A 26,456-nucleotide genomic window follows, 5' to 3' on the forward strand; every position below is an offset into this window, starting at 1 on the left:
CAATGTCTAGGGCCGTTGGTATCAGGTGTCGCGGCTTCGAGGGGTTTCACGCGATGCTTGTCAATATTTAGGCCCTGCGCGTCATGGCTGCGCTGCTGGTCGCAATCGTCCACCTCGAGGTGCTGGGCGCGGCGCTCGGCCAGGGAGGCGCTTTTTTCGATCTGTTCGCAGTGGGTGTCGACCTCTTTTTCGTGATCAACGGCTTCATCATGATGCACACCCACGTCGCGAGGGTCGGTTTCCTCGGGGCGTTTTTTAGCCAGCAGAGTGATCTCGCATCGCGCCGCTCTACTGGCTGCTGATCCTGGCGGTCTTCACTCTGGCGCTGGCCGATCCCGTGCTGCTTGGCGGCACGCGCGCGGATTTTGACGCGCTGCAGCGTTCGCTCGCCTTCGTGCCGCACCTGCCAGCCGATGGCACCGTGCGGCCAGTCCTGTTCTTAGGGTGGTCGCTGAATCTGGAGATAGCGTTCTACCTGCTTTTTGCGTCGGCGTTGGCGATATCGGACGTGGGCAAGCGGGTGGCTCTGGGCATTGCACTGCTGGCCTTAACAGTCGCGCTTGGAATAGCGTTGCATGGTGCCCTGCCGCCGGAGTTGCAGTTCCTCACGCAGCGAATTCTGCGCAAATTTGCTGCGTGAATGGGGATTGGTTGGCTTTATCCGCGCCTCCCCGTGTCGCGGGCCTTGGCGCGATGTGCCGCCGCAGCCGGAGGGCTTGCGCTCGTCGCGCTGGTCGCGGGCGCGCGGTGGCCGCTGCCGGGCGGCAGGCGGCTTTCGCTCCCGCCAGCAGCAATCCTGGTGCTGGCGGCCATCTTGCCGAAAAAGGGGGGATCGCGATTCGCTGGCGCCCGCTTCAGCGAATCGCCACGCCGACACTCGCCCCTTGGCAGCCGACGGGCTGGTCGCTTTTGAGGTATGACCGCCATGGAGGCGTGCTCACGGTATGGACTTCATGGCTGCCACTTCGGCCGGACTGCATCGCCTTGCGAACGCACGCCATTCCCGCTCCGCTGATCTCTCGTGTTGATGGACGCTGGTGACCTGCTTGTGAGTTGGCTATTTCGAAAGGCAACCACGCGACGCGGACGCTCATGCGCTTTCTCGCCGCATAGCATGATTCAGCGCGAAGTTTCTGCCAATCGCCGCTCGTCTTCGCGGTCGATCGCCAGCAGAGACACATACTTGCTCTCCGACATCATGACGGCTGAGAACAAGCTCACCGCGCCGGCCACGAGGATATAGCACGCGATGGGCAGCCAGTCGTCGTATTCGCGAAGCAGCGCCGTTCCGATGAGGGGGGCCCAGGATCCGGCAAAGATTGCCGTGACCTGGTAGCCAAGCGAGACGCCGGAATAACGCATGCGCGTCGGAAACATCTCGGCCATGATCGCTGGCTGGGCCGCATACATCAGGGCGTGCACGATCATGCCCAGGAAGATCGAGCAGAGGATGACGAGCAGGCTGCCGGTCCCGAACATGGGAAAGGCCACGAATGGCCACACCATGGTGAGCGCAGCGCCTGTGATGTAGATTGGGCGGCGCCCAATCCTGTCGGCCAACGCGCCGAACAACGGAATAACCACGGCGTGCAGGATGTGCGCGCAGAAAAGAAGGGTCAGGATACTCGTGGTCCGAACGCCGATATGCGCGAGGTAGGTTATCGAGAAGGTCACGACCATGTAGTAGAGGATGTTCTCTCCCACGCGCAGTCCCATCGCGGTGAAAACGCCGCGGGGATAGCGGCGGAACACTTCGACAAGGCCGTAGCCGGCGTGCGCGCGCTCCTCCGCCTCTGCCTTGGCTGCTTCAAAGATCGGCGAGTCCGTTACCTGGGTCCGGATGTAGTATCCGATGCCGACGATCACGGCCGAAAGCCAGAAGCCGATACGCCAGCCCCACGCCAGGAACTCCGCGTCGGAAAGGGTCGCGGACAGCACCAGCAGTACGATCGTAGCCAGCAGGTTGCCCAGCGGTACTCCGGCCTGCGGAAAACTGCCCCAGAATGCTCGGCTGCGGTTCGGGCTATGCTCTGCCACAAGCAGGACCGCGCCGCCCCATTCGCCTCCCAGTGCGAAGCCCTGAACGAAGCGGAGCGTCACCAGCAGGACCGGCGCCCAGTAGCCGATACCGGAGAAGGTCGGCAGACACCCCATCAGGAACGTGGAACACCCGATAAGCATGAGGCTGAACTGGAGCAGCGACTTTCGCCCGATCTTGTCTCCGATATGCCCGAAAACAATGCCCCCAAGCGGCCGGGCGATGAAGCCCACAGCATAAGTCGCAAAAGCGGCGATGACGCCGTCGAGCTCGTTGCCAGTCGCCGGAAAGAACAGTTTACCGAAGATCAGTGTAGCCGCGGTCCCGTAAAGGAAGAACTCGTACCACTCGACGATGGTCCCGGCCATCGAAGCGCCAACCACCTTCCGCAGATAGGGGAGATCGGCGGTGTGCTCGTGATCCATTGCTTCCACATCCTAACCCTTCGACGCTGGCGGCGCAGGGACATGTTGCAGCGCATTCAACGCGACTCAAGTCGCTAGAAGGATAGGGGGGATTGGTTTGACAGTGATAGCGCCCCGCCGGTTTCGGATTGGAGTAGGTCTTCGGTGGGCCGGAATGTCACTCGCGTTGCTGTCGGATCAGAAGGAAGGATAGCGCCAGGCAGTAATCCGGCGAATCTCGTACTTGCCCGGAAATTTGGTTGTCTGGTCGGCGTATCGGCCCCAGGCGCCGGCCACCGCAAGGTTGGCGATCAGATAGGCATCCCGCTCATTCCGCGCAGCAACCGTCGGCGCGGTTGCGACAGGTTGGCGATCGACGAACCAGGTCAATTCCTGAGGGCCCCACAAAAGCCCATATCGATGGTGGCCGCCGAAGCGTCGAACTGGAGGCGTACTCGTTTCGTCTGCTTCCGTTGGACCGCGATCACCGTACAGAAGATCGTGCGTGGATCGCCCTGTCTGTTGATTGCACTAAGAAGTGACCCGGGGGGCGTATAAATTTCCATTGAGAATTGACCCATGTTTTACTCGCCTCCGGCTGCCAGACGGAGGGTCGTGGAGTGATCGACATGGACTTACTCAGTGTGATCCGCCGGTGGCATTTCCGGCAGGAGATTTCCATTCGGGAGTTCAAGCGCCGGACTGGCCTATCTCGTAACACCATCCGTAAATATCTGCGTTCTGATGCGCTTAAGCCCAGCTTCAAGGTTCCGGTCCGGCCGAGCAAACTCGCCCCATTTGCCGAGAAGCTGACGGCTTGGCTGCGGGTGGAATCCAAGAAATCACACAAACAGAAGCGGATCTTTAAGCAGTTGTACGTTGATCTGGTGAAGCTGGGTTACGATGGCTCTTATAACCGGGTGGCCGCCTTTGCCCGGCGGTGGCGGACCGAGCTTCAGCGATGTGCTGATAGTCGTACCGTGTCTCGACGAAGAAGCACATCTACCGGCCCTATTGGTAGGGTTACTGCGCAATGCGGGGGGCGCGCTCGTGGTCGTGGCGGATGGCGGCAGCAAGGACGGCAGCCGCGCGATCGTCACCGACCTGAGCAGGAATCACGCAAACCTGGTTCTGCTCGACAACCCCCGCCGTATTCAGAGCGCAGCATTGAACCTCGCTGCACGTCGTTTCGGCATAGGCCACAAGTGGCTGCTACGCATCGACGCGCATGCGGAATATCCCGATCATTTCGTCGATCGTCTGTGCCAAGCTGCGAGGGAGACAAGCGCGACTTCCGTAGTGGTACCCATGGTCACGAGCGGGCACACCTGCTTCCAGAAGGCTGCGGCGGCGGCGCAGAATTCGGTCCTGGGCACGGGCGGTGCGCCGCACCGGCACATGGGCTCTGCACAGTGGGTGGACCATGGACACCACGCCCTTTTCGACCTGCGTCTATTCATGGCCGTCGGCGGGTATGACGAGCATTTTGCCGCCAACGAGGACGCTGAACTTGACCGCAGGCTGATTGCAGCAGGTGGGCGGATATGGCTGGAGCCACGAGCTGCGATATTTTATTTCCCTCGCAAATCGATAGGTTCGCTATTTCGCCAGTACCATAACTATGGGAAAGGCCGTGCGCGCAACCTCAAGCGTCATCCGGCACCCATCAAGGTACGTCAGCTACTCCCGTTGGGGATCATTCCCGCTATGCTTGCAGGCTTGGCAGGCATTTCGCTGGCACCGCTGCATCCCGAGGCGCTCCTGCTCGTATCGCCGGTCCTTTGCTGGATGGTCGGCGCGTTGGGCATCGGGCTGCTATTGGGTTGTCGCGCAAGATCGATGTGCGGCGCGGGAGCCGGCATCGCCGCCGTGACGATGCATGCGGCATGGTCGTTGGGCTTCATCGGAGAGGCTCTGTCCAGAAGCCCGTTGCCGGCGGGGCCTCGCTCATTTTGCTTCGACTTTGACGATCTTCCGGCCAGCGATGTGTCCGAGATGCCTGAGGAGATGCCGTTGCGATCTGAAATGCAGCTGGCGCTGCAGGCGTTCTGACGGGCTGACTGTTTATCGTGGGCCGCCTCGCCGTCCTGGCCTCGGTTCCTGGCTGCGTAGGTCAACCCGTCACACCGCGTTACGACGACGCGGCAGTCGAGGCGTGGACGGACTTGCCAAGTCGGGCTGCTGCGCTGCACAAGGCCGTTTCAATGCGCATTGCCATTATCGACGAAAGCGCTGCACGCGCCTCGATCATCCAGGAGGGTCTTGCGACTCTGGAAGACTGCGAGCTTTTTGTGGTGACCGATCGGCGTGGGCTGTTGGCCCGCGTCGCGGGTTTCGATCCTGACATCGTGTTGATGGATCTGGGCAATCCGTCTCGGGACGTGCTGGAAGAATACTTCGCGGTCAGCCGAGCTTTGCAGCGACCGATCGCCATGTTCGTCGACGAGTCGGACGACGAGTCGATCATCGCCTCCGTCGATGCCGGCGTCTCCAGTTACGTCGTGGATGGCCTTGCACCGAACAGGATCCGCCCGATTCTCGATCTCGCGGTTACGCGCTTCAATGCATTCTCCAGGCTGCAGCGGGATCTGGCTGAAGCCAAGGGGCAACTCGCCGAGCGCGACGCCGTCGACAAGGCGAAGCGCATTCTGATGGACACTCGCGGATTGCCCGAGCCCAAGGCCTATGCGGAAATGCGCAAGGCGGCGATGAACCAAGGCAAGCGTATCGTCGACATTGCCGAGGCGATCGTGACTGCGCACAAGCTTATGGGAGGCGCATGATGTGCACCGCCCATCCCGGGAGAGTACTCGCGTGACGAGCGAACTGACGATTGGCTTCCTGCCGCTGGTAGATGCCTGCCTGCCCATCCTGGCGCACGAGCATGGATTTGCCGAAGAGGCAGGTGTTTCCCTGCGGCTCGTCAAGGACATGAGTTGGGCGACGGTGCTCGACCGATTGCTCTACGGTCACAGCGATGCCGCGCATCTCGTGGTGCCGCTGGCGATTGCGACCACTCTGGGGCGGGGGAGGCCGGCGCAGCCGCTGGCGGTCCCGTTCGTACTGGGGCTCAACGGCAACGCGGTCACCCTGCGGCCTCAACTGGCGCAGCGAGTAAGGCCGGAAGGGCGCATCGGTGAGCCAGCGCAGGTAGGGGCTGGGCTTCGCAAGATCGTGCAGGAACGGCTCGCGGCGGGAAACCCACTGCGGTTCGGCGTCGTCCATCGCTATTCCAGCCACAACTACATGCTGCGCTACTGGCTCGCTGCGTGCGGCATCCAGCCGGATCGCGACGTCGAGATCACGACGGTGGCGCCGCCGTTCTGCGCCGATGCGCTGGCGCAGGGCGATGTCGATGGCATCTGCGTGGGCGAGCCGTGGAACAGCGTCGCGGTGGAGCAGGGGGCGGGTGAGATCGTGCTTTCCACTGCGCAGATATGGCGGCGCGGCGTCGAGAAGGTGCTGGCGATGCGCGAGCCCGTGCTCGACGAGAAGCGCGATGCGGTTGAGGCGTTGATCCGCGCGCTCTGCCGGGCGGGAGCGCATTTCGTGGATCCTGCGAACTGGGAGCAGAACGCGGCGATCCTCGCACGGCCGGAGTATCTCGACGGGTCCGCTGAACTGATCCGGCGGGCGATTTCTGACCAGTTGCTGATCGCGCGCGGCGGGGCGCTGATCCATTATCCGGACTTCATGTTCCAGTATCGAGAGGCGGCGAACTTCCCGTGGGTCAGCCAGGCGGAGTGGCTCTACACGCAGATGGTGCGCTGGGATTCGCTGCAATTCGACGCCGGCGATGCGGCGAAGGCGGCGCGGGTGTTCCGGCCCGACGTCTACCGCGCCGCGCTGCTGGGAACCGGGGAGCCGCTGCCCGGCGCCAGCTCCAAGGTTGAGGGCAGCCTTGCCGCGCGGACCGTGGTGGGGACGCAGCAGGGTGCCATGATGCTGGAAGCGAACAGTTTCTTCGACGGCAAGGTGTTCGATCCGCATCACATCGAGGGCTATCTTGCAGGGCTGCCGTAAGACGCCGCGGGTGACTGGAATTTAATCGCAGGCCATTTCGCCGCCGCTTCGGGCTGGGGGTTTGTTGATGAAATACATGCGCGTGCGATCTTCCTTGTAGGCCGGGGCAGAGGCGATTCCGACGATGTGAAAGAACCCTGCGCGAAGGTAGCATCGCCTGGCGGTGTAGGAAAATCGGTTGGCGACCTCGTCGCCCGTCCGCCGACCGGCATCGCCTGAGGAGTAGCCGAAGCGAAGGCGACGAATTTAGAACGGCCGAATTTTTCCGTTTCTTCTCCGCACTTGCGGGCTTCCGGGTAAGCATCGGAAAGGCGCGAAACGTGCTGCGCTGCAAAAAAGCGCTTTACGCCAAGTCGGCGAATCGCTTACATGTCGGGCAAGCAGAACGGTCGGCTCCCAAGGAAGGGAACCCTCAAGCACCGTTCCGTGGCTTTCAAGAACAGTGGCAACGTGGCCGCCCGATGTAGTCCAACCGGACTTTACGTCGAGGCGGCTTTTTCGCGTTTTGCCGTCAGGCGGGGTTGGTTTCGATGCGCAAGGTTCGGGGGAACGGTTTCACGCGGCAGGCGGCGGCGGTCGCACTCATGGCAGGCGCCGCGCTGGCAGGCTGCGGCAAGAGCGACGCACCGACGGAGGCTGCCAAGGTCGTCGCCGGCGGGGTGGAAAAGCCTTCGCTCAAGCTGGGCTTCATCAAGCTGACCGACATGGCGCCCCTCGCCATCGCCAAGGAAAAGGGCTTCTTCGCCGAGGAGGGCCTCAACGTCATGCTGGAGCCGCAGGCCAACTGGAAGGTCCTGCTCGACGGCGTGATCGGCGCACAGCTCGACGGCGCGCACATGCTGGCAGGGCAGCCGATCGCGGCGACACTGGGGCTGGGCACCAAGGCGGAGATGATCGCGCCGATCAGCCTCGACCTCAACGGCAACGCGATCACGCTGTCGAACCGCGTCTGGAGCCTGATCGAACCCACTTTGCCCAAGGGCGCCGACGGCGAGCCGGTCCATCCGATTTCGGCATCGGTGCTGCAGCCGGTCGTCCAGAAATTCCGGCAGGAGGGCAAGCCCTTCAAGATGGGCATGGTCTTCCCGGTTTCCACGCACAACTACGAGCTGCGCTACTGGCTCGCGGCGGGCGGCCTCAACCCGGGCTACTACCTGCCCGGCGACGTCGGCGGCACTACCAGCGCGGACGTCCAGCTTTCGGTGACGCCGCCGCCGCAGATGCCCGCGACGCTCGAGGCCGGCACGATCGAGGGCTACAGTGTCGGCGAGCCGTGGAGCCAGGCGGCGGTGAAGAAGAAGATCGGCGTCCCGGTCATCACCGACGACCAGATCTGGCACGACAATCCGGAGAAGGTCCTCGGCCTGCGCAAGGATTTCGCCGACAAGTACCCCGGCACCACCGCCGCGCTGCTGCGCGCGATCATCAAGGCGCAGCAATGGCTCGATGCGGACGGCGGCAGAAACCGCGCCGAAGCGGTGCAGATCCTGAGCCGGTCGAACTACGTCGGTGCCGATGCCGACGTGATCGCCGCGTCGATGACGGGCAAGTTCACATTCGGCCCCGGCGACACGCGCGATGCGGCCGGTTTCAACGTATTCTTCGACAGGTTCGCCGGCTACCCGTTCTACTCCGATGCGATCTGGACGATGACGCAGATGCGCCGCTGGGGTCAGCTTTCGGTGGATCACGACGACGCCTGGTACGCCGCGCAGGCCAGGGCGGTCTATCGCCCCGACCTCTACCTCGCTGCGGCGAAGGCACTGGCCGACCGCAAGGTCATCCCGGCCGCAGCGATCCCGCAGACCGACGGTTTCAAGCCGCTCGATACCGGGTTCATCGATCATGTGCCCTACGATGGGCACAAGCCCAACGCCTATATCCAGTCGCTCAGGATCGGCCTGAAGCAGGGCCAGAAGGTCACCGCTTCGGGCGTGACCGGCTACTGATCCGACCTCCCGAGGAGAATTTCGATGGCAACCGCTTTCGCTGATATCGAGCCGGTCGGACAGGCCGCCCCGGAGACGACAATGACCGCTTTGCGCAAGGCTCCCGCCGTTGCCGTGCCGGGCACGCTGCAACTCGCGCTCGCCCGCCACGCCAGGGCGCTGCTGGCGCCGCTGCTGGGCATCGCCGCGTTCCTCGGCCTCTGGGCGGCGCTGGCGCCGATGGTCCAGACCTCGCTCGGCGCGCTGCCGGGGCCGGTGGAAGTCGCCGCGCAGGGCGGGGCTCTGTTCGAGGAATGGCAGGCTTCGAACGAGGCGAAAGTGCAGTTCTACGCCGACCAGGACGCGCGCATCGCCGCCGGCACGCAGGCCGCCGCGTTCGACTATTCGGGCTCGCCCACCTTCGTCGACCAGGTCTTCACTTCGCTGGAGACGGTGGCGCTGGGCTTCGTGCTGGCGACGATCTGCGCGGTGCCGATCGGTCTGGCCGCCGGCCTCTCGCCCCTGTTCAACGCCGCGATCAATCCGCTGGTGCAGATCATGAAGCCGGTCAGCCCGCTCGCCTGGTTGCCGATCGTGACCATGGTGGTGTCCGCGACCGTGACCAGCGCCGATCCGGTGCTGGCCAAGAGCTTCGTGATCTCGGCGATCGTGGTGATGCTGTGCTCGCTCTGGCCGACGCTCATCAACACGGCGATCGGCGCGGCCTCGATCGACAAGGACCTGTTGAACGTGGGCCGTGTGCTCCGGCTGGGCGCGTTCCAGAAGCTGACGCGCCTCGTGCTGCCGAGCGCGCTGCCCTTCATCTTCACCGGGATGCGCCTGTCGCTGGGGGTGGGCTGGATGGTGCTGATCGCCGCCGAAATGCTCGCGCAGAACCCGGGCCTCGGCAAGTTCGTGTGGGACGAGTTCCAGAACGGATCGAGCCAGTCGCTGGCGCGGATCATGTTCGCGGTCGTCGTCATCGGCCTGATCGGCTTCCTGCTCGACCGCGTGATGATGAGCCTCCAGGCGCTCGTCAGCCGCAACCGCACCGTCTGATCGAAGGAGCACGCGACAATGGCCACGATCCTCTCGCTGCAGGGCGTCACAAAGGACTACATCGGCAAGTCGGGCGAAGTCAGCCGCGTGCTGGGCGGCGTCGATCTCGACGTGGAGGACGGCGAGTTCATCGCCATCCTCGGCTTCTCGGGCGCGGGCAAGACCACGCTGATCTCGGCCATTGCCGGGCTGATCGAGCCCGATGCGGGCGCGATAATGCTGCGCGGCGAGCAGGTGAAGGGACCGGGCAAGGACCGGGGGCTGGTGTTCCAGTCGTACTCGCTCTTCCCGTGGCTGAGCGTGGAGAAGAACGTCGCGCTGGCGGTGGACGCGGTGCATGCCGAGCGTTCGAAGGCGGAGCGCGCTGCGCTGGTGCGGCAGAAGGTGGAACTCGTTGGCCTCGGCCATGCGATGGACCGCAAGCCTTCGCAGCTTTCGGGCGGGATGCGGCAGCGCGTGGCGGTGGCGCGCGCGCTCGCCATGGAGCCGGAAATCCTGCTGCTGGACGAACCGCTCTCCGCGCTCGACGCGCTGACCCGCGCGAAGTTGCAGGACGAGATCGAGCGCATCCGCAAGGAGGAGCGGCGCACCATCATCCTCGTCACCAACGACGTCGACGAGGCGCTGCTGCTGGCCGACCGCGTGGCGGTGCTGACCCCAGCGCCCGCCGCGACGATCGGGCGGCTGTTCACCGTCGACGTACCGCGCCCGCGCGACCGCGAGGCGGTGAACGACGACGCGCACTTCCAGGCGCTGCGCAAGGATATCGTCGAATATCTCGGCGCGCTGAACGAGCGGGGGGCGGGCGCCGGTGAGGCCGCGGTGGCGCTTCCGGTCGTCGCGCCGATCGACCTGTTTGCCGGGCGGCAGGAGATCGAACTGCCGGCAGCCTATGTCGCGGCGGGCAGCTCGGCGGTCGAGCGGCGATATCTCGAGTTCTTCCGGCTGCACAAGGTCTATCCGTCGCCGAAGGGGCCTCTCACCGTGGTCGAGGACTTCAACCTGTTGATGGGCAAGGGCGAATTCGTCTCGCTTATCGGCCACTCGGGCTGCGGCAAGTCGACCGTGCTGACGATGGCGGCGGGGCTCAACGCGATCAGCGCGGGCGGCATCGTCCTAGACAACCGCGAGATCGACGCCGCCGGGCCGGACAAGGCAGTGGTGTTCCAGGCGCCGAGCCTGATGCCCTGGCTCACCGCGCGGCAGAACGTGGCGCTGGGCGTCGAGCGGGTCTACCCCCACGCCAGCAAGGCCGAGCGGCGCGATATCGTCGACTATTACCTCGGCCGCGTCGGCCTCGGCGGCGCGATGGACAAGATGGCGGCGGAGATGTCGAACGGCATGCGCCAGCGCGTCGGCATCGCCCGGGCCTTCGCGCTTTCGCCCCGCCTGCTGCTGCTCGACGAGCCTTTCGGCATGCTCGACAGCCTGACGCGCTGGGACCTGCAGGACGTGCTGGTCGAAACCTGGAACCGCACCAAGGTCACCGCGATCATGGTCACGCACGACGTGGACGAGGCGATCCTGCTCGCCGACCGCGTGGTGATGATGACAAACGGGCCCAACGCCACGATCGGCAAGGTGCTCAAGGTGGATCTGCCGCGCCCGCGCGATCGCAAGGCGCTGCTCGATGATCCGAAGTTCTACCAGTACCGGCAGGAGGTGCTGCACTTCCTCGCCGAGTACGACCACGGGCCGGCGGCGAAGGCGGCCTGAGTTACGAATGCGTTGAAGGGCTGGCAATGCGCGCGCTCGTGAGGGGCGGCGGCGGGCAAGGGCGTCCGTCGATCGACGCGCGACGTGAACACGGCGGGCAATGGCGTCTGTCTTCGATCCAGTTTCGGAGGGCACACCCATGAAGACCGCGATTTCGCTTGCAGCATTGTCCGCAGCAATCACCGCCACCCCCGTCCTTGCCGCGCCCGGTGCGCCGGTGCGGGTCAGCGACGACCTGACCATCGACCCGATCGTCGATGCCCGTCTGCGCTGGGAATCGGTCGACCAACCGGGCGCCGACCGCGATGCCGATGCCGTCACCCTGCGCGTCCGCGCCGGGGCCGAGGTCAAGCTGAACAATCTCTTGCTGCTGGCCGAGGGCGAGGGCGTGCTCGCACTGGCGGACGGGTACAACGCCTTCCCCTTTGCCAACGGCACGAGCGGCCAGTACCGGCCGGCCCGCTCCGTGGTCCCCGATCCCGAGACGGTCGGCCTCAACCGGTTGCAGATCGCCTACAAGGTCAAGGGCACGGGCGTCACCGTGGGCCGCCAGCGCATCAACCTCGACGACCAGCGCTGGGTCGGCTCGGTCGGCTGGCGGCAGGACGAGCAGACCTTCGACGCGGTGCGCGGCGAGGCCAGGATCGGCCCCGTGGCGCTCGACGCGACGTGGAGCTGGGACCAGCGGACGATCTTTGGATCGGAATCCGGGCCTCGCCAGTCTTACGACGGCAACTTCTTCTTCGGCGGCGCGGAATTGAAGGCCGGGCCGCTGGCCCTGAAGGGCTTCGCCTATCTCCTCGACTACGATGACCCGCTGCAGGTCGCCAGTTCCAGCAAGACTTATGGCGCGCGCGCTACCGGCGCTTTTCCGCTGGGCAAGTCCGCAAAGCTGGACCTGACCGCCTCCTACGCCCGCCAGTCCGACTGGAAGACCACGGCGAAAGACTACGCCGCAGACTACATCGCGGGCGAAGCTGGCCTGACGGTCGGGGGCCTGCGCCTCGCCGGGGGATACGAGAAGCTGGGCGCCGACAACGGCTTCGCGCTCCAGACCCCGCTGGCCACGCTGCACAAGTTCAACGGCACCGCCGACGTTTTCCTGACCACGCCCGCGCAGGGCCTGCAGGACGCCTACGCCAGCGCGACATACAAGCTGGGCGACTTCGGCGCACTCAAGAGCGTCGCCGCCAACGTCACCTGGCACCAGTTCGACAGTGACGTGGGCAACATCGAATACGGCAGCGAATGGGACGCGCAGGTCACCTTCAGGCTCAGCCAGTTCGCCGTGCTCGCCAAGTACGCGCGCTATGATGCGGTTTCCTTGCCCGCCACGGGGGACGTGGAGAAGTTCTGGCTCAGCCTCGAAATCGCATACTGACCGGATCGGACACCTTTACTTGTTGCACCGCAAAAACTCGCTTGCCGCAACCATACCGAATCAGGTACACATCGATCAGCGATAGAGCGCTCGTCCACCGCCGGACGAACCAGCGCCTCGCATCACATGACAGAACGCGTGGCAATGAAGCCGCCCGTACCTCTTCCTTCCGGGACAGGCACGAGGCGGTTTTTTTGCGTGCGCGTTGCGGATGGAGACGTGACGTGAATGCACCCGTGAACTTCGAGAGGGACAGCTTCCCCGGCAGCGGCAGGGAACGGCTGGTGGTGATCGGCAACGGCATGGCGGGCTGCCGCGCGGTGGAGGAAATCCTCGCCCGCGACCCGCTCCGCTTCGACGTCACGATCTTCGGCGCCGAGCCGCGCGTGAACTACAACCGCATCATGCTCTCGCCGGTGCTGGCGGGCGAGAAGACGTTCGAAGAGATCGTCATCAATACCGCGCAGTGGTACGAGGACAACGCGATCACGCTGGTCTCGGGCGACAAGGTCGTGGCGATCGACCGCGCGGCGCAGAGCGTCATCGCCGCCTCGGGCCGGGTCGAGCCCTACGACCGGCTGCTGATCGCGACTGGCTCCGATCCCTTCATCATCCCGGTGCCGGGCAAAGACCTCGACGGCGTGGTGACGTTCCGCGACCTCGACGACGTCGACCGGATGCTGAGCGCGGCGGATCGCGGCGGCGCGGCCGTGGTGATCGGCGGCGGGCTGCTCGGGCTGGAGGCGGCGCACGGGCTGAACCTGCGCGGCATGAAGGTGACCGTCATCCACCTGATGCCCACGCTGATGGAACGCCAGCTCGACGAGGCGGCGGGCTATCTGCTGCGCTCGGAACTGGAACGGCGCGGCCAGACGATCCTGACCGGCGCCAACACCAGGGAAATCCTGGGCGAGGGCGGCAAGGTCGTCGGCGTCCGGCTCGAGGACGGGACCGAAATCCCCTGCGACATCGTCATCATGGCGGTCGGCATCCGCCCCGCCACCGCGCTCGCCCGCGAGGCCGGGCTGGACGTGGAGCGCGGCATCATGGTCGACGACCACATGGTCACCTCCGACCCGGCGGTGCTGGCGGTGGGCGAATGCGTGCAGCATCGCGGCACGTGCTACGGCCTCGTCGCCCCGCTGTGGGATATGTGCCGCGCGCTCGCCGACCATGCGACCGGCGCGCCGACGGGCTACGAAGGCTCGGTCACCTCCACCAAGCTCAAGGTCTCGGGCATCGACCTGTTCTCCGCCGGGGACTTCTTGGGCGGGGAAGGCTGCGAGGACATTGTCATGCGCGATGCCGCGCGCGGGGCCTACAAGCGAGTGATCGTCAGGGACGACCGGGTGATCGGCGCGGTGCTCTACGGCGATACCGCCGACGGCTCATGGTACTTCGACCTCATGAAGAAGGGCGCGGACATCTCGCCCATCCGCGAGGCGCTGATCTTCGGACAGGCTTTCGCGTCCGGGGGTGCGCTCGCGGACCCTAACGCCGCCGTTGCCGCCCTCTCGGACGATGTCGAGATCTGTGGTTGCAACGGCGTTTCCAAGGGCACGGTGGTCAGGACCATCCAGGCGGGCGCCTGCTCGCTGGACGCGGTGCGCAGCAGTTGCAAGGCTTCGGCCTCGTGCGGCTCCTGCACTGGTCTGGTCGAGAGCCTGCTGGCGGTGACGCTGGGCGGCGAGGTCCAGTCGGGGCCCAGGACGCTGTGCAAGTGCACCAGCTTCACCCACGACGACGTGCGCCGCCTGATCGTCGAGAAGGACCTGCGCCTCATCCCTCAGGTCATGCAGGAACTGCACTGGACCACGCCCGACGGCTGCTCCTCGTGCCGCCCCGCGCTCAACTATTACCTGCTTTGCGCGTGGCCGGGCGAGTACGTGGACGACCAGAAGAGCCGCTTCGTCAACGAGCGCATGCACGCCAACATCCAGAAGGACGGCACCTATTCCGTCGTCCCGCGCATGTGGGGCGGGCTCACCAACCCCCGCGAACTGCGGGCAATCGCGGACGTGGTGGAGAAGTACGATGCGCCCATGGTCAAGGTCACCGGCGGCCAGCGGCTCGACATCTTCGGCATCAGGAAGGAGGACCTGCCCGCCGTCTGGGCCGATCTCAACGCCGCGGGGATGGTCTCGGGCCACGCCTACGGCAAGTCGCTGCGCACCGTGAAGACCTGCGTTGGCAGCGAATGGTGCCGCTTCGGCACGCAGGATTCGACCGGCCTCGGTGTCAAGATCGAGCACATGACATGGGGCTCGTGGATGCCGCACAAGTTCAAGATCGCCGTCTCGGGCTGCCCCCGTAACTGCGCGGAAGCGACGATCAAGGACTTCGGCGTCATCTGCGTGGACTCGGGCTACGAACTCCACGTGGGCGGCAATGGCGGCATCAAGGTGCGCGCCACCGACTTCCTCTGCAAGGTCGCGACCGAGGAGGAGGCGATGGACATGTGCGCCGCCTTCACGCAGCTCTACCGCGAGGAGGCGCACTATCTCGAGCGCACGGCGCCGTGGATCGAGCGCGTCGGCCTGCAATACGTCAAGAACCGGCTGGCCGAGGAGGGCGCGGTGGAACGCTACGCCGCGCGCTTCCGCTACTCGCAGCAGTTCATGCAGGACGACCCCTGGGCGAAGCGCGCCGCGGGCGAGGACGCCAAGCTGCACCAGCACCTTGCCGAGGTGCGACCTTTTCCGACAGCCCCGAAGCCCCAGCTGGAGAACGCATGATGATCGGCAACTGGCTCGATATCGGCCCGGTCACCCAGATCGAACCGGGCACCGCGCGCACGCTCCCGGTCGTGGGCAGCGACGAGATCGCGGTGTTCCACACCATGCGCGGCGAGTTCTTCGCGCTGCGCAACCAGTGCCCGCACAAGCAGGGCCCGCTCAGCCAGGGCATCGTCCACGGCGAGGTGGTGGCCTGCCCGCTCCACAACTGGAACATCTCGCTGCGCACCGGCAAGGCGCTTGGCGATGACGAGGGCTGCGTGCCGACGATCCCGCTCAGGGTCGACGCCGGACGGCTCTACCTGCTGCGCTCGGCGGTGGTCACGCGGGCCGAGGCGGCGTGATGAAGACGGGGGCGCCGATCCGCACCACCTGCGCCTACTGCGGTGTCGGCTGCGGCGTCTCCGCCACTGTCACCGGCCCGCGCGCGGTCGAGATCAGGGGCGACGCCGCCCACCCGGCGAACCACGGCCGCCTCTGCTCCAAGGGCACGCACCTGGGCGAGACGGTCAGCCTCGACGGCCGCCTGCTCGCGCCGATGATCGGCGACCGCGAAGCCGGCTGGGACGAGGCGCTGGACCTCGTCGCCGGGAAAATGCGCGACTGCATCGCCGAGCATGGTCCAGACAGCGTCGCCTTCTACGTCTCCGGCCAGCTGCTGACCGAGGACTACTACGCCGCCAACAAGCTCATGAAGGGCTTCGTCGGCAGCGCCAACATCGACACCAATTCACGCCTCTGCATGGCGAGCGCTGTCGCCGCCCACAACCGCGCTTTCGGCGAGGACGTGGTGCCGTGCTCCTACGCCGATCTCGACGAGGCGGACCTCGTGCTGCTGGTCGGCTCGAACACCGCCTGGTGCCACCCGGTCGTCTGGCAGCGGCTGGAGCAGGCCCGCGCTGCGCGCGGCACCAGACTCGTCGTCATCGACCCACGCCGCACCGAAACCGCCGAGCAGGCCGACCTCCACGTGCCCATCGCGCCGGACGGCGACGTCGCGCTGTTCAATGCCCTGCTTGCCGAGACGCGCAGGCGGGGCCTGGTGGACGAGGAATACCTCGCCGCCCACGGAGAGGTGGACGCCGGGTTCTGGGAGGCACTCGATGCCGCGCCCGGCGTCCCCGCCGAGACGTTCACTGCGCTGTGCGATCTCGTCGCCGCGCATCCGCGCATGGTCACGCTGTTCAGCCAGGGCGCCAACCAGTCGGTCTGCGGGACGGACAAGGGCAACGCGATCATCAACCTCCACCTCGCGACCGGCCGGATCAACCGCGCCGGGGCAGGGCCGTTCAGCATCACCGGCCAGCCCAACGCCATGGGCGGGCGCGAGGTGGGCGGGCTATCGAACACGCTCGCCTGCCACCTCGGTTTCGGCGAGGACGAGCGCGCCGAGGTCGAAGCGTTCTGGGACGCCCCGAACCTCTGCGCGGGCCCCGGCCTCAAGGCGGTCGACCTGTTTCGGGCCGTCCACGACGGGCGCATCCGGTTCCTCTGGGTCATGGCGACCAACCCCGCAGTTTCGATGCCCGACAGCGGTTTCGTGCGCAAGGCCCTGGCGCGCTGCCCGACCGTGGTGGTGTCAGACATCATCGCCGACACAGACACCGGCCGCCTCGCCCACATCCGTCTGCCCGCCCACGGTTGGGGCGAGAAGGACGGCACCGTCACCAATTCCGAACGCCGCGTCAGCCGCCAGCGCGCGCTGTTCGCCGCTCCCGGCGAGGCACGCGCGGACTGGCGCATCATCGCGCAGGTCGCCGCGCGGATGGGCTGGACGGAGCATTTCGCGTGGGACGGTCCGTCCGCGATCTTCCGCGAGTTCGCCGCCATGACGGGCCTTGCGGCACGGCGCGGAAAGGCGCTCGACCTTACCGCCCACGCCGGGCTGACCGACGACGAATACGAGGGGCTGGAGCCGTTCCAGTGGGGCGGGGCGCAGCCGCTTGGTGCCCGTTTCCCCACGCCCTCGGGCAAGGCACGGCTGGTGCCCGTGACACCGCCCGCGCCTGCCATCGACACGGAGTTCCCGCTGCGGCTCAACACCGCGCGCTACCGCGACCAGTGGCACACGATGACCCGCACCGGTCTCTCGCCCACGCTCTCGCAGCACCGGCCCGAGCCGCTGCTGGAGGTCCATCCGCTCGACGCCGCCGAACTGGGACTGACGGACGGGGGCTTCAGCCGGGTCGAGACAAAGCAAGGTGCCAGCCTCTACCGCGTCGCCGTGACGGAGGGCCAGCGGCGCGGCGAGGTCTGCGTGCCGATGCACTGGACCGATGCCATGGCAGGGGAAGGACGCGCGAACCGGCTGCCCTCGCAGGCGGTGGACCCGGTGTCCGGCCAGCCCGGCTTCAAGAACGCCGCCGCGCGCGTGGTCGCCGTGACGCCCGACTGGCGCGGCTTCCTGGTGCGCCATGACGTCGCCGCGCCGGAGGGCTTGCTCTACTGGACCCGCGCCCGCGTGAAGGCGGGCTGGCTCTACGAACTCGCGGGCGAGGGCACGATCGACATCGGAGCGCTGCTGCCGGAGGGCGAGCGGATCGAGGTGGTCGACATGGCCCGGGGCATGCGGCGCATTGCCGTTCGGGACACCGGGGGCACGCTGCTTGCCGCCGCCTACCTCACCCGCTCGGGACAACTGCCGCCGCGTGAATGGGTCGCCGGACAGCTTGGCCTCGATGCCGCCAGCACAGCCGAACTGCTCGCCGGGCGGCCCAGCACGCCGCTGCCCGATCGCGGTCCGATCGTCTGCGTCTGCCACGGCATCGGCGAGAAGGACATCGCGGCGGCCGTGCAGGGCGGGGCGAGCAGCGTCGCCGAGGTCGGCGCCTGCACCCGCGCCGGCACCAATTGCGGCTCCTGCCGGCCGGCGATAGCCCGGCTCGTCGAAGCCTGGACCCCGATCGCATTGGAGGCAGCGGAATGACCGACTTTCCCGAAGGCATGGTCTGGCTCGTCGGCGCAGGGCCTGGTGACGCCGAATTGCTCACGCGCAAGGCCGAGCGGCTGATCGGCGAGGCGAGCGTGGTGTTCCATGACGCGCTGGTCGGGCCGGGCATCCTCGAAATGGCGGCCCGCTCGGCCCGGCTTGTCCATGTCGGCAAGCGCTCCGGGCGGCATTCAAAGGACCAGAGGACGATTGACCGCCTCATCGTCGAGGCTGCGCTGGCGGGCGAGAAAGTCGTGCGTCTCAAGGGCGGGGACCCGGCGATTTTCGGCCGCGCAACCGAGGAACTGGATGCCTGCCGCGAGGCCGGTGTCGTGATCCGCATCTGCCCCGGCGTGACGGCGGCGAGCGCGGCGGCGGCGAGCATCGGCGCCTCGCTCACCTTGCGAGGGCTGGCGCGGAAGCTGACGTTCGTGACGGCCCACGCCCGCGCCGGTGAGGCGCTCGACCTCGACTGGGCGCGGCTCGCGGATCCCGACGCCACGCTGGCGATCTACATGGGCAAGGCGGCGGCACCGGAGGTTTCGGCTGAGCTGATCGCCGCGGGCCTGCCTGCCTCGACCCCGGCCGCGCTGGTCGAAAGCGCCAGCCTGCCGGGCGAGCGACATTTCCATACCAGCCTCGGCCTGCTCCCCCTCGCAGCTCGCACGGCGCTGGGCGACGGCCCGGCGCTGCTGCTGATCGGCAAGGCCATGGCTCAGCCGGCTGCGAACGCCGGGACGCGGCAACCGGCCGCGCTGACGGCGGCGGGGCTCGCCGTCGGCAAAGTTGCTTGAAGCGGAACTTCGCGTAGGCTGGCGGGAGAGGATCACGGGGGACGCGCGGTGGTGCTGCAACAAAGGGTGGACTGGCTGACCATTGCCGGATGGGGCGCACTGCTGATGCCCCTGCTCACCATGTGGCACGAGATCGGCGGACACGCCGCTGCGTGTGCGATGCAAGGCGGACGGGTCACCACGATCGGTGCCTTCTACGCCGAGTGTGCCGGACTGCCGGACCTGCAGAACGCGGTGGTGGCAAGCGCGGGGGTAGCGGTGAACGCGGCGCTGTCGCTCGCTGCCTATGCATGCTGGCGACGGGCGCAGGGAAACGTCGCGCGGTTGGCGCTGTGGCTTGTCTGGGTTTCCGAGGGTTTCGTCGCGGCCGGGTATTTCTGCTTTTCGGGCGTCACGGGAGTCGGCGATCTTGGGAGGCGGCTGGCCGGGCTGGTCGGATTCCCGTGGCCGGTAGTCTGGCGGCTGGGCGAGACGGCGATCGGCATCATTGCCTACGTGCTGCTGGTTCGCGCCGCGATCACGGGGCTGAACGCAATGCTGGGAACCGGCATCCGCACACGGCTGGCCAGGCGGCGCATCGCCCACTCCTTTTATCTGGCGGCGGGCCTGTGTGCCGTGTTGGTCGGGCTGCTCAACCCCGTGGGCATTTTCGTGACGATCATGTCGGCGGCCGCATCGTCTTTCGGCGGACTGGCCGGGTTCATTTCCGTCGGCTTCGCTGCAGGGGGTGCGGACGCACCGCGAGATTTCCTCATAAGCCGCAACTGGGCGGTCATCGCGTGCGGCGGCGCGGTGCTGACGGCATTTGCGATCGTGCTGGGGCCTTCGGTTCAACCGTAACGATTGAAGACATGCGACCGCGAACGGAACAGGCCCCGCGAGCTTTCACCCGCGAGGCCCGGTGTCTTCAATGCCGTGCGGTGATCAGAGGCTGAGTTCCTCGATCTTGCCGTCGAAGTTGCCGCCCAGCTTGTTGGTCGCCGCCGCCAGCTTTTCGGCGGGCGCGCCCGCAAGGTAGCCGTCGATGATGCGCTGGTAGTTGCTGATCATGCCTTCCACCTGCGAGGACAGGCGCATGTACTCGAAACCCGAGGCGTGGAGGCCCTTCTGCTGGATCGGGATGTTCGAGTAGTCCTGACGAGGGATCGGCGGGAATTCCGGGCTGTCGTAAGGAAGCACGGTGGCTTCCATGATCGGCTCGGGTTCCTTGCCTTCGGGGAAGAAGGTCAGCGACCAGATTTCGAAGAAGCAGCTTTCCGGGCCCAGCGGGCGGATGCGGTAGGCCGACATCGAGCTGAAGTAGGGCAGCAGGAAGTAGTGCGGGAACAGGAACTCGACCGCGTTGATCGGGTGAGTCTGTGCCACTGCGCAGAGGTCGGGGATCGGTTCTCCATTGGCCTTCAGACGCTCGGAGATCTGGTGCATGACCATGCCGAGCCACATGAACATGGCCTGGTTCTTGTCTTCGGGCAGGCCTTCCTCGATGCCGATCATGCTGCGCGCAATCTCGACTTCCTTCTCGTGGATCATGCCGGCCATGCCTTCGCCGAGCAGGGCCATCGACTTCACCTGAAGCTCCTGGTTCTCGACGTGCGAAAGGTCTTCCATCGCCATCTGCGGGAAGGGACCGCGCGGCACCGCGTACATGCTGTCGTACATCATCGGCGCGGCGTGCTGGAGCTGCGGATGCGTCTGCTGGACATGGTAGCCTTCCATGAAGGCCTCCATCGCGATCTTCCAGTTGGCCGGAAGCACCGCGCCGTAGCACCATTCGGCGTGCAGCTTGTCGATGTTGTGCGCCTCGAGCCGCTCGGCCAGCGGACCGATCGACGCGCGGACGGGCAGGGCGTCGTTGTCGTGGTTGATCCACACGCAGCCGATGAAGGTCTCGGCCTTGCAGGGGATGAGGTTGAGTTCGGCGTCCTCGAGCTGGCGCTCGGAGAACAGGTGCTTGCCATAGATCTTGGTGCTTTCGCCGTCCATGTTCCAGCGCCAGCCGTGGAACGGGCAGACGAACCCGCTCTTCGAGCAGTTGCCGTGGGCGGTGGCATGCGAGGACCCCAGCGGCGAGCCGCCGGCGAAGGGCACGCCGCGGTGGCGGCAGGCGTTGTGGAAGGCCTTCACGCCGGTCGCGGTGCGCACCACGATCACCGACTTGCCGACGTTCTCGTACTCGATCCAGTCGCCCACTTCGGGAATCTGTTCCTCGCGGCAGGCCATCTGCCAGACGTTCGGCCAAAGATGGTCGAGCTCTGCCTGGTAGAAGTCCGCGTCGAAGTAGCGCTTGACCGGAATGCGTTCGGGATCGTCGATCGGGAACGGCACAGACCTAAGGCCGCCGTCTGCTGATTTGAGCACTCCCATACCTCTCGATTAATCTTGTTCCTGTTGAACGAATGTACAGTGCCCGGCAGGGGAGGCAATGGCGCATGGCCTCGCGCTCATCGCGGTCACGGTAAATACGCCTGCAGAGGCAAGGGAGCCGCCTGTCGCGGTGCGACTTCCCATGACGCTGATGAGCCGATAGAGCCTTGATTCAAGACGGCCCCTCGCACGGGAAGGACACGGATTTGGCAAGCGAAGGGACCGACGCGAAGACGCCGCGCAGGCGGCGGCGCTCGTCGGAGGAAGTGGCCGACCGAATCCTTGAGGCGGCAGCCGAGGAGTTCGAGCTTTCCGGGTATTCGGGCGCGACCACGGCCGCCATCGCCCGGCGCGCGGAGGTCACCGAGGCGCAGATATTCCGCTTCCACGCCTCCAAGCAGGACCTGTTTCGTGCGGCGATCTTCACGCCGCTCAACCGCCACTTCGCCGATTTCCAGGCGCGCACGGTGGCCGATCCTGAAGCAGGCCGCGACGGCCACGACCTTGCGCGCGCCTACATCGGCGAGTTGCAGGAGTTCATGTCGCGTCACTCGCGCATGTTCCTGTCGCTGGTGGTCGCCAACGCCTATTCGCCCGGCGCCACCGGGGGCATCGACGCGCTCGACGGGCTGCAGGCTTACTTCGACAAGGGCAAGGCGATGATGACCGCGCGCGTCGGTGAGACCCCGCGTGTCTCGCCCGAACTGATGGTGCGCGTCTCCTTCGCGGCGGTGCTGGCCAACCTCATGTTCCGTGACTGGCTGTTCCCGCGCGGCCTCGCCGGGGAGGATGAAATCCGCGAGGCCATCACCGCCTTCGTGATCGAGGGCATCGAGGCGAACGGGCGGATCTGATCCTCCCGGTCCGGATCAGCCGATATCGAAGCCGAATACCCGCGCTGCGTTTTCCGACAGCGTCTTGCGCGTATCCTCCACCGTCAGCGCGTCGGTCATCTTCAGCGCCACGTCGCGCGAGTGGGGCCAGATCGTCGCCGAATGAGGGTAGTCCGACGAGAACATCGTCATGCTCGCCATCCAGGGCCAGCGGCCGGTCTCGATCATCTGGTAGCCGCAGTAGTCGTCGACGTTGGTGGTGAAGACGTTTCGGCCGATGAATTCGGTCGGGCTGTGCTTGAGCTTCACCGGGAACCAAGATTTCTGGATGTCCCAGTGATGCTCCATGGTCTGCACCCAGAACGGCGCCCAGCCGCAGTCGACCTCGGCGCCGACCATCTTCAGGTTCGGGTACTGGTCGAAGATGCCCGCGAAGATCAGGTAGGAGAACGGCTTGAGGCACGAGAAGTAGCGCGTCACGATGCCGCCGATCGAAACCTTGTCCTCCTGAAGGCGGTCCCAGTCGGTGGCGTCGGGCGGGCCGCCGTGGTTGCGGTGCATGCACAAGGTCAGGCCCAGCTCGTCCGCCGCCTGCCACACCGGATGGTAATGCGTAGGGTGGTTGTAGGGGATCGTCGGGTTGCCCGGAATGTACATCGCCCGCGCCCCCTTTTTCGCGACGCGGCGCATCTCGGCGACGGCGTGTTCGATGCCCAGTTCGGTGGGGTTGATGGTCAGGCCGCACAGCCGCTTGGGATCGGCGGACTGGAAATCATCGAGAATCCAGTCGTTGTAGGCGACGAACCCGGCGGCGGCGACTTCCGGGTCTGGGTGAGTGTAGAACGAGGGGCTGAAGCCGGGGTACGTCACCGAGGCGAACACGCCGTCGATCGCCATGTCGGCGAGGTGCGCGGCGCCGTCGTAGTTGCCAGGGCGCAGGTCCGCGTGGCGCAGGCCCGACATGCGGTATTCGCTCTTGTCGAAGCCTGCCATGCATTCGAGGCCGTAGGTCCGCTTGGGCGGGGTGCCGTCGATGCTCCAGCCTTCGCCACCGTCCTTCCCGTCGATCACGCGCGGGGCCTTGTCCTTCAGGTGCGCCGGAAAGCGGTCGATGAAGAGATTGCGCGGTTCGTTGATATGGTTGTCGGCGCTGATGAGCTTGATGCCGAGTTCTTCGATACGGTCCTTGGGGCGTTCGAGTGCGGCAGTGGCCATGGCGATTCTCCCTTGTTGTTTGAGAGGATCATACGCCGATCCATTTGCGTAGCAAGCGCTTGGTTCGTGTTCGCTGCCACGATGGTCAATCGCTTTGGCCTTGGCGGCGTCATCCCCACCTTGAAGCTCCGCGCGCCATGGCATAGCCGGGTGCGGGGGCTTTCCGCGCAGATCGGTGGCCCGAGAGGGAGTTGCAGCGACCATGCCATTCAAGACCCGCGTCACCGAGATGCTCGGCATCGAACACCCGATCGTCCAGGGCGGCATGCAGGGCGTTGGCTATGCCGAACTGGCGAGCGCCGTGTCGGAGGCGGGCGGCCTCGGCACGCTGACCGCGCTGACCCAGCCCAGCCCCGAGGCGCTGCGCGACGAGATCGAGCGCTGCCGCTCGATGACCTACAAGCCCTTCGCGGTGAACATCACCGTGCTGCCCACGATCCTCCCGCCCGATTACAAGGGCTATGCCCAGGCCGCGATCGAGGGCGGCGTGAAGATCATCGAGACCGCCGGCACCCAGCAGGTCCGCGAGATCTGGGAGATGGTCAAGCCCCACGGCATCACCGTCCTGCACAAGTGCACCGCCGTGCGCCACGCGCTCTCGGCCGAGCGCGCGGGCTGCGACATCATCTCGATCGACGGTTTCGAATGTGCCGGCCACCCGGGCGAGGACGACATTCCCGGCCTGATCCTGATCCCGACCGCCGCCGACAAGGTCAAGATCCCGATGCTGGCCTCGGGCGGGATCGGCGACGGGCGCGGCCTCGTCGCGGCGCTGGCGCTGGGCGCGGAAGGCATCAACATGGGCACGCGTTTCTGCGCCACGCAGGAAGCGCCGATCCACGACAACGTGAAGGCCAAGTACGTCGAGAACGACGAGCGCGGCACCAACCTCATCTTCCGCAAGTTCAAGAACACCGCCCGCGTGGGCAAGAACTCGGTCTCCGACGAAGTGGTGGAGATTTCGGCCCGCCCGGACGCACAGTTCGAGGATATCCGCCACCTCGTCGCCGGCGCCGTAGGCCGTGAACTGCTGGCGAGCGGCGATCTCGACAAGGGTATCTTCTGGGCCGGCATGGTCCAGGGCCTGATCCACGACGTCCCCACCTGCAGGGAACTGATCGAAAGGATCATTGGCGACGCCGAGGAAATCGTGAAGGGACGCCTTGGCGCCATGCTCGCCTGATCGACGTTGCCGGTTCCAAGGAGTTCCCATGACTTACGAGCATATCCTATACAGCCTCGAGGACGGGGTCGCGCGCATCGCGCTGAACGATCCCAAGACCATGAACGGCGTCACCGAGGCGATGGGCCACGAACTGGTAGACGCGCTCGACATCGCGGCGCGCGATGCACGCGCCGTGCTGCTCACGGGTGAGGGCAAGGGTTTCTGCTCGGGCGCCAACCTTTCGGCGGCGCAGGATCTGCTCGCCGACCCGATGCGCGACATCGGCGGCCAGCTCGACCGTGCGTTCAACCCCGTCATCATGGCGATCAAGCGCATGGAGCAGCCTGTCATCACCGCGATCCGCGGGCCTGCCGCGGGCTTCGGCGCGGGACTGGCGGCGGCGGGCGACGTGGTGCTGATGGCTGAGGGGGCGTACTTCTTCTGCGCCTTCTGCCACGTCGGCCTCGTGCCCGACGGCGGCGCCACCTACCTGCTGGCGCAGGCCGTGGGCCGCGTGCGCGCCATGCAGATGATGCTGCTGGGCGAGAAGATCGATGCCAAGACAGCGCTCGACTGGGGCCTCGCCACCAAGGTCGTGCCCGAACCCGACCTCGACGGCGAGGCGATGAAGCTGGCTAGGTCGCTGGCGCGTGGCCCACGATCGCTCGGACTCATCAAGCGCATGGCGTGGGACGCTCTCGATTCCAGCCTCGAAACCGCCCTCCAGGCCGAGCGCCGCGGGCAGCGCGATGCCGGGCGCACCGAGGACTTCCTCGAGGGCGTAAATTCATTCCTCGAAAAGCGGAAGCCGGCGTTCAAAGGGCAGTGAGGGCAGAGGCGCTCAGGCGGCGATCTTCATCCGGTTCAGCATCGCGTGTTCGTCGGCGCGCAGGGTGAGCACGGAGACGCCGGACGCGGTGACCGCCACGGTGTGCTCGAACTGCGCCGAAAGCGAGCCGTCCCGGGTGACGACGGTCCAGCCATCGTCCTCGGTGCGCACATTGCGCCGCCCGCGATTGAGCATCGGCTCGATCGTGAAGACCATGCCCTCGCGCAGGACGAGGCCGGTCCCCGGCTTGCCGAAATGCAGGACCTGCGGCTCCTCGTGCATCTCGCGGCCGATGCCGTGGCCGCAGTATTCGCGCACCACCGAATAGCCGTGGCGCTTGGCATGGCGCTCGATCGCATAGCCGACATCCCCAAGTCGCGCTCCTGGGCGGACCGCGCGGATGCCCATCCACAGCGCCTCGTAAGTGGTCTGGACGAGCTTGCGCGCGGCGGGATTCACGTCGCCGACGAGGTAGGTTTTGCTGGAATCGGCGATGAAGCCGCTCTTCTCCAGCGTGATGTCGAGATTGACGATGTCGCCGTCTTTCAGCACCTTCGACGGCGAGGGCACGCCGTGGCAGACTTCCTCGTTGATCGAGGAATTGAGCACGAAACCATAGCCGTACTGGCCCTTGCTGGCGGGCCGGGCCTGAAGGTCGTCGACGATGAACCGCTCGACCAGCGTATCGATCTCGAGCGTCGACAGGCCGGTGAGTGCGGTGCGGTCCAGCATCTCGAACACCGAGGCCAGTAGCCGGCCGGACTCGGCCATCAGCGCCAGTTCGTGAGGTTGCTTGGTCACGCGTCGCTCACTTCCAGCGGCCGCGCCGAAACGCCGGCGGCGCCCAGTTCGCGCTTCATGATCTCGCCGAAGGTCAGCGCAGGATCGGCCTCGCACAGCATGCCGACCTTGATCCAGTAGGCGGCCTGCGCGTTGATCGAGCGGCAAGAGACTTTGCTCGCGCGGCGAACCTGATCGTGCAGGTCGTCGTCTATGTTCACGATACCCATTTGGAACTCCATATACGATTTGTATACGAAGTG

The 26,456-nt window shown here is 66.0% G+C and carries 23 protein-coding genes and 1 pseudogene; 18 read left to right on the top strand and 6 right to left on the bottom strand.

Annotated elements, in window-relative coordinates; all coding sequences use genetic code 11:
* Positions 1-83 precede the first annotated feature (83 nt).
* Together PMI02_RS08265 and PMI02_RS08270 are read left to right on the top strand one after the other, a co-directional pair.
* A complete protein-coding gene (locus PMI02_RS08265) occupies positions 84-302 on the top strand; it encodes a hypothetical protein (protein WP_007681435.1) in 219 nt (72 codons plus the stop codon).
* A gap of 35 nt (positions 303-337) precedes the next feature.
* Positions 338-640, top strand: a complete 303-nt coding sequence (locus tag PMI02_RS08270; protein WP_007681437.1) for a hypothetical protein — start codon at positions 338-340, stop codon at positions 638-640.
* Between the two features lie 479 nt (positions 641-1,119).
* Here the strand turns inward: PMI02_RS08270 and PMI02_RS08275 are convergent, their stop codons facing one another.
* On the bottom strand, positions 1,120-2,463 hold the full coding sequence (locus PMI02_RS08275; protein WP_007681439.1) for an MFS transporter: 1,344 nt from the start codon (positions 2,461-2,463) through the stop codon (positions 1,120-1,122).
* A 177-nt stretch (positions 2,464-2,640) separates the two neighbouring features.
* Complete coding sequence (locus PMI02_RS28165; protein WP_081496658.1) at positions 2,641-2,937, bottom strand: family 16 glycosylhydrolase; 297 nt, start codon at positions 2,935-2,937, stop codon at positions 2,641-2,643.
* Positions 2,938-3,071: 134 nt separating this feature from the next.
* Here PMI02_RS28165 and PMI02_RS26330 point away from each other — a divergent pair.
* The 13 genes and pseudogenes from PMI02_RS26330 to PMI02_RS08340 form a co-directional block, all read left to right on the top strand.
* Positions 3,072-3,401: pseudogene (locus PMI02_RS26330) on the top strand (IS21 family transposase); the annotation flags it as partial.
* A 4-nt stretch (positions 3,402-3,405) separates the two neighbouring features.
* On the top strand, positions 3,406-4,494 hold the full coding sequence (locus PMI02_RS08285; protein WP_238539033.1) for a glycosyltransferase family 2 protein: 1,089 nt from the start codon (positions 3,406-3,408) through the stop codon (positions 4,492-4,494).
* A 152-nt stretch (positions 4,495-4,646) separates the two neighbouring features.
* Positions 4,647-5,225, top strand: a complete 579-nt coding sequence (locus PMI02_RS08290) for an ANTAR domain-containing response regulator (RefSeq protein WP_007681447.1) — start codon at positions 4,647-4,649, stop codon at positions 5,223-5,225.
* A 31-nt stretch (positions 5,226-5,256) separates the two neighbouring features.
* Positions 5,257-6,465, top strand: a complete 1,209-nt coding sequence (locus tag PMI02_RS08295) for an ABC transporter substrate-binding protein (RefSeq protein WP_007681448.1) — start codon at positions 5,257-5,259, stop codon at positions 6,463-6,465.
* Between the two features lie 530 nt (positions 6,466-6,995).
* Positions 6,996-8,414 carry a CmpA/NrtA family ABC transporter substrate-binding protein gene (locus PMI02_RS08300; protein ID WP_007681449.1) on the top strand — a complete coding sequence of 473 codons (1,419 nt, stop codon included), beginning with the start codon at positions 6,996-6,998 and terminating at the stop codon, positions 8,412-8,414.
* A 24-nt stretch (positions 8,415-8,438) separates the two neighbouring features.
* Positions 8,439-9,452, top strand: coding sequence for an ABC transporter permease (locus tag PMI02_RS08305; RefSeq protein WP_007681450.1), 1,014 nt, complete (start codon positions 8,439-8,441; stop codon positions 9,450-9,452).
* Between the two features lie 18 nt (positions 9,453-9,470).
* The gene (locus PMI02_RS08310) at positions 9,471-11,168 is read left to right on the top strand and encodes an ABC transporter ATP-binding protein (RefSeq protein WP_007681451.1); all 1,698 of its coding nucleotides are present in this window, start codon (positions 9,471-9,473) and stop codon (positions 11,166-11,168) included.
* A 139-nt stretch (positions 11,169-11,307) separates the two neighbouring features.
* A complete protein-coding gene (locus tag PMI02_RS08315; protein WP_007681453.1) occupies positions 11,308-12,549 on the top strand; it encodes an alginate export family protein in 1,242 nt (413 codons plus the stop codon).
* 224 nt (positions 12,550-12,773) lie between these two features.
* Positions 12,774-15,284 (top strand): nitrite reductase large subunit NirB, encoded by a 2,511-nt coding sequence (nirB, locus tag PMI02_RS08320; RefSeq protein ID WP_007681455.1) that lies wholly within the window; start codon positions 12,774-12,776, stop codon positions 15,282-15,284.
* Complete coding sequence (nirD, locus tag PMI02_RS08325; protein ID WP_036502978.1) at positions 15,284-15,628, top strand: nitrite reductase small subunit NirD; 345 nt, start codon at positions 15,284-15,286, stop codon at positions 15,626-15,628. The genes nirB and nirD overlap by 1 nt, the downstream gene beginning before the upstream one ends.
* The gene (locus tag PMI02_RS08330; protein ID WP_007681458.1) at positions 15,628-18,210 is read left to right on the top strand and encodes a nitrate reductase; all 2,583 of its coding nucleotides are present in this window, start codon (positions 15,628-15,630) and stop codon (positions 18,208-18,210) included. Before nirD ends, PMI02_RS08330 begins: the two co-directional genes overlap by 1 nt.
* Entirely contained in the window at positions 18,207-19,007 is an 801-nt protein-coding gene (gene cobA / locus PMI02_RS08335) for a uroporphyrinogen-III C-methyltransferase (RefSeq protein WP_007681461.1), read from the top strand. Before PMI02_RS08330 ends, cobA begins: the two co-directional genes overlap by 4 nt.
* A gap of 48 nt (positions 19,008-19,055) precedes the next feature.
* Complete coding sequence (locus PMI02_RS08340; RefSeq protein ID WP_007681463.1) at positions 19,056-19,847, top strand: hypothetical protein; 792 nt, start codon at positions 19,056-19,058, stop codon at positions 19,845-19,847.
* A gap of 84 nt (positions 19,848-19,931) precedes the next feature.
* Here PMI02_RS08340 and PMI02_RS08345 read toward each other — a convergent pair whose 3' ends face one another.
* Positions 19,932-21,365, bottom strand: a complete 1,434-nt coding sequence (locus tag PMI02_RS08345) for an SRPBCC family protein (RefSeq protein WP_007681465.1) — start codon at positions 21,363-21,365, stop codon at positions 19,932-19,934.
* Between the two features lie 212 nt (positions 21,366-21,577).
* Between PMI02_RS08345 and PMI02_RS08350 the strand changes: the two genes are divergently transcribed.
* Complete coding sequence (locus PMI02_RS08350) at positions 21,578-22,225, top strand: TetR/AcrR family transcriptional regulator (protein WP_007681467.1); 648 nt, start codon at positions 21,578-21,580, stop codon at positions 22,223-22,225.
* 15 nt (positions 22,226-22,240) lie between these two features.
* Here PMI02_RS08350 and PMI02_RS08355 read toward each other — a convergent pair whose 3' ends face one another.
* On the bottom strand, positions 22,241-23,419 hold the full coding sequence (locus PMI02_RS08355; RefSeq protein ID WP_007681468.1) for an amidohydrolase family protein: 1,179 nt from the start codon (positions 23,417-23,419) through the stop codon (positions 22,241-22,243).
* A 202-nt stretch (positions 23,420-23,621) separates the two neighbouring features.
* Here PMI02_RS08355 and PMI02_RS08360 point away from each other — a divergent pair, with 202 nt between their 5' ends.
* Positions 23,622-24,602 (top strand): nitronate monooxygenase family protein, encoded by a 981-nt coding sequence (locus PMI02_RS08360; RefSeq protein WP_007681470.1) that lies wholly within the window; start codon positions 23,622-23,624, stop codon positions 24,600-24,602.
* 28 nt (positions 24,603-24,630) lie between these two features.
* Positions 24,631-25,413 (top strand): enoyl-CoA hydratase-related protein, encoded by a 783-nt coding sequence (locus PMI02_RS08365; protein ID WP_007681471.1) that lies wholly within the window; start codon positions 24,631-24,633, stop codon positions 25,411-25,413.
* Positions 25,414-25,425: 12 nt separating this feature from the next.
* Here the strand turns inward: PMI02_RS08365 and map are convergent, their stop codons facing one another.
* Entirely contained in the window at positions 25,426-26,214 is a 789-nt protein-coding gene (gene map, locus PMI02_RS08370) for a type I methionyl aminopeptidase (protein ID WP_007681473.1), read from the bottom strand.
* The gene (locus PMI02_RS08375; RefSeq protein ID WP_007681475.1) at positions 26,211-26,423 is read right to left on the bottom strand and encodes a ParD-like family protein; all 213 of its coding nucleotides are present in this window, start codon (positions 26,421-26,423) and stop codon (positions 26,211-26,213) included. The genes map and PMI02_RS08375 overlap by 4 nt, the downstream gene beginning before the upstream one ends.
* Positions 26,424-26,456: the final 33 nt, after the last annotated feature.

The organism is Novosphingobium sp. AP12, from assembly GCF_000281975.1.
Lineage (GTDB): Bacteria > Pseudomonadota > Alphaproteobacteria > Sphingomonadales > Sphingomonadaceae > Novosphingobium.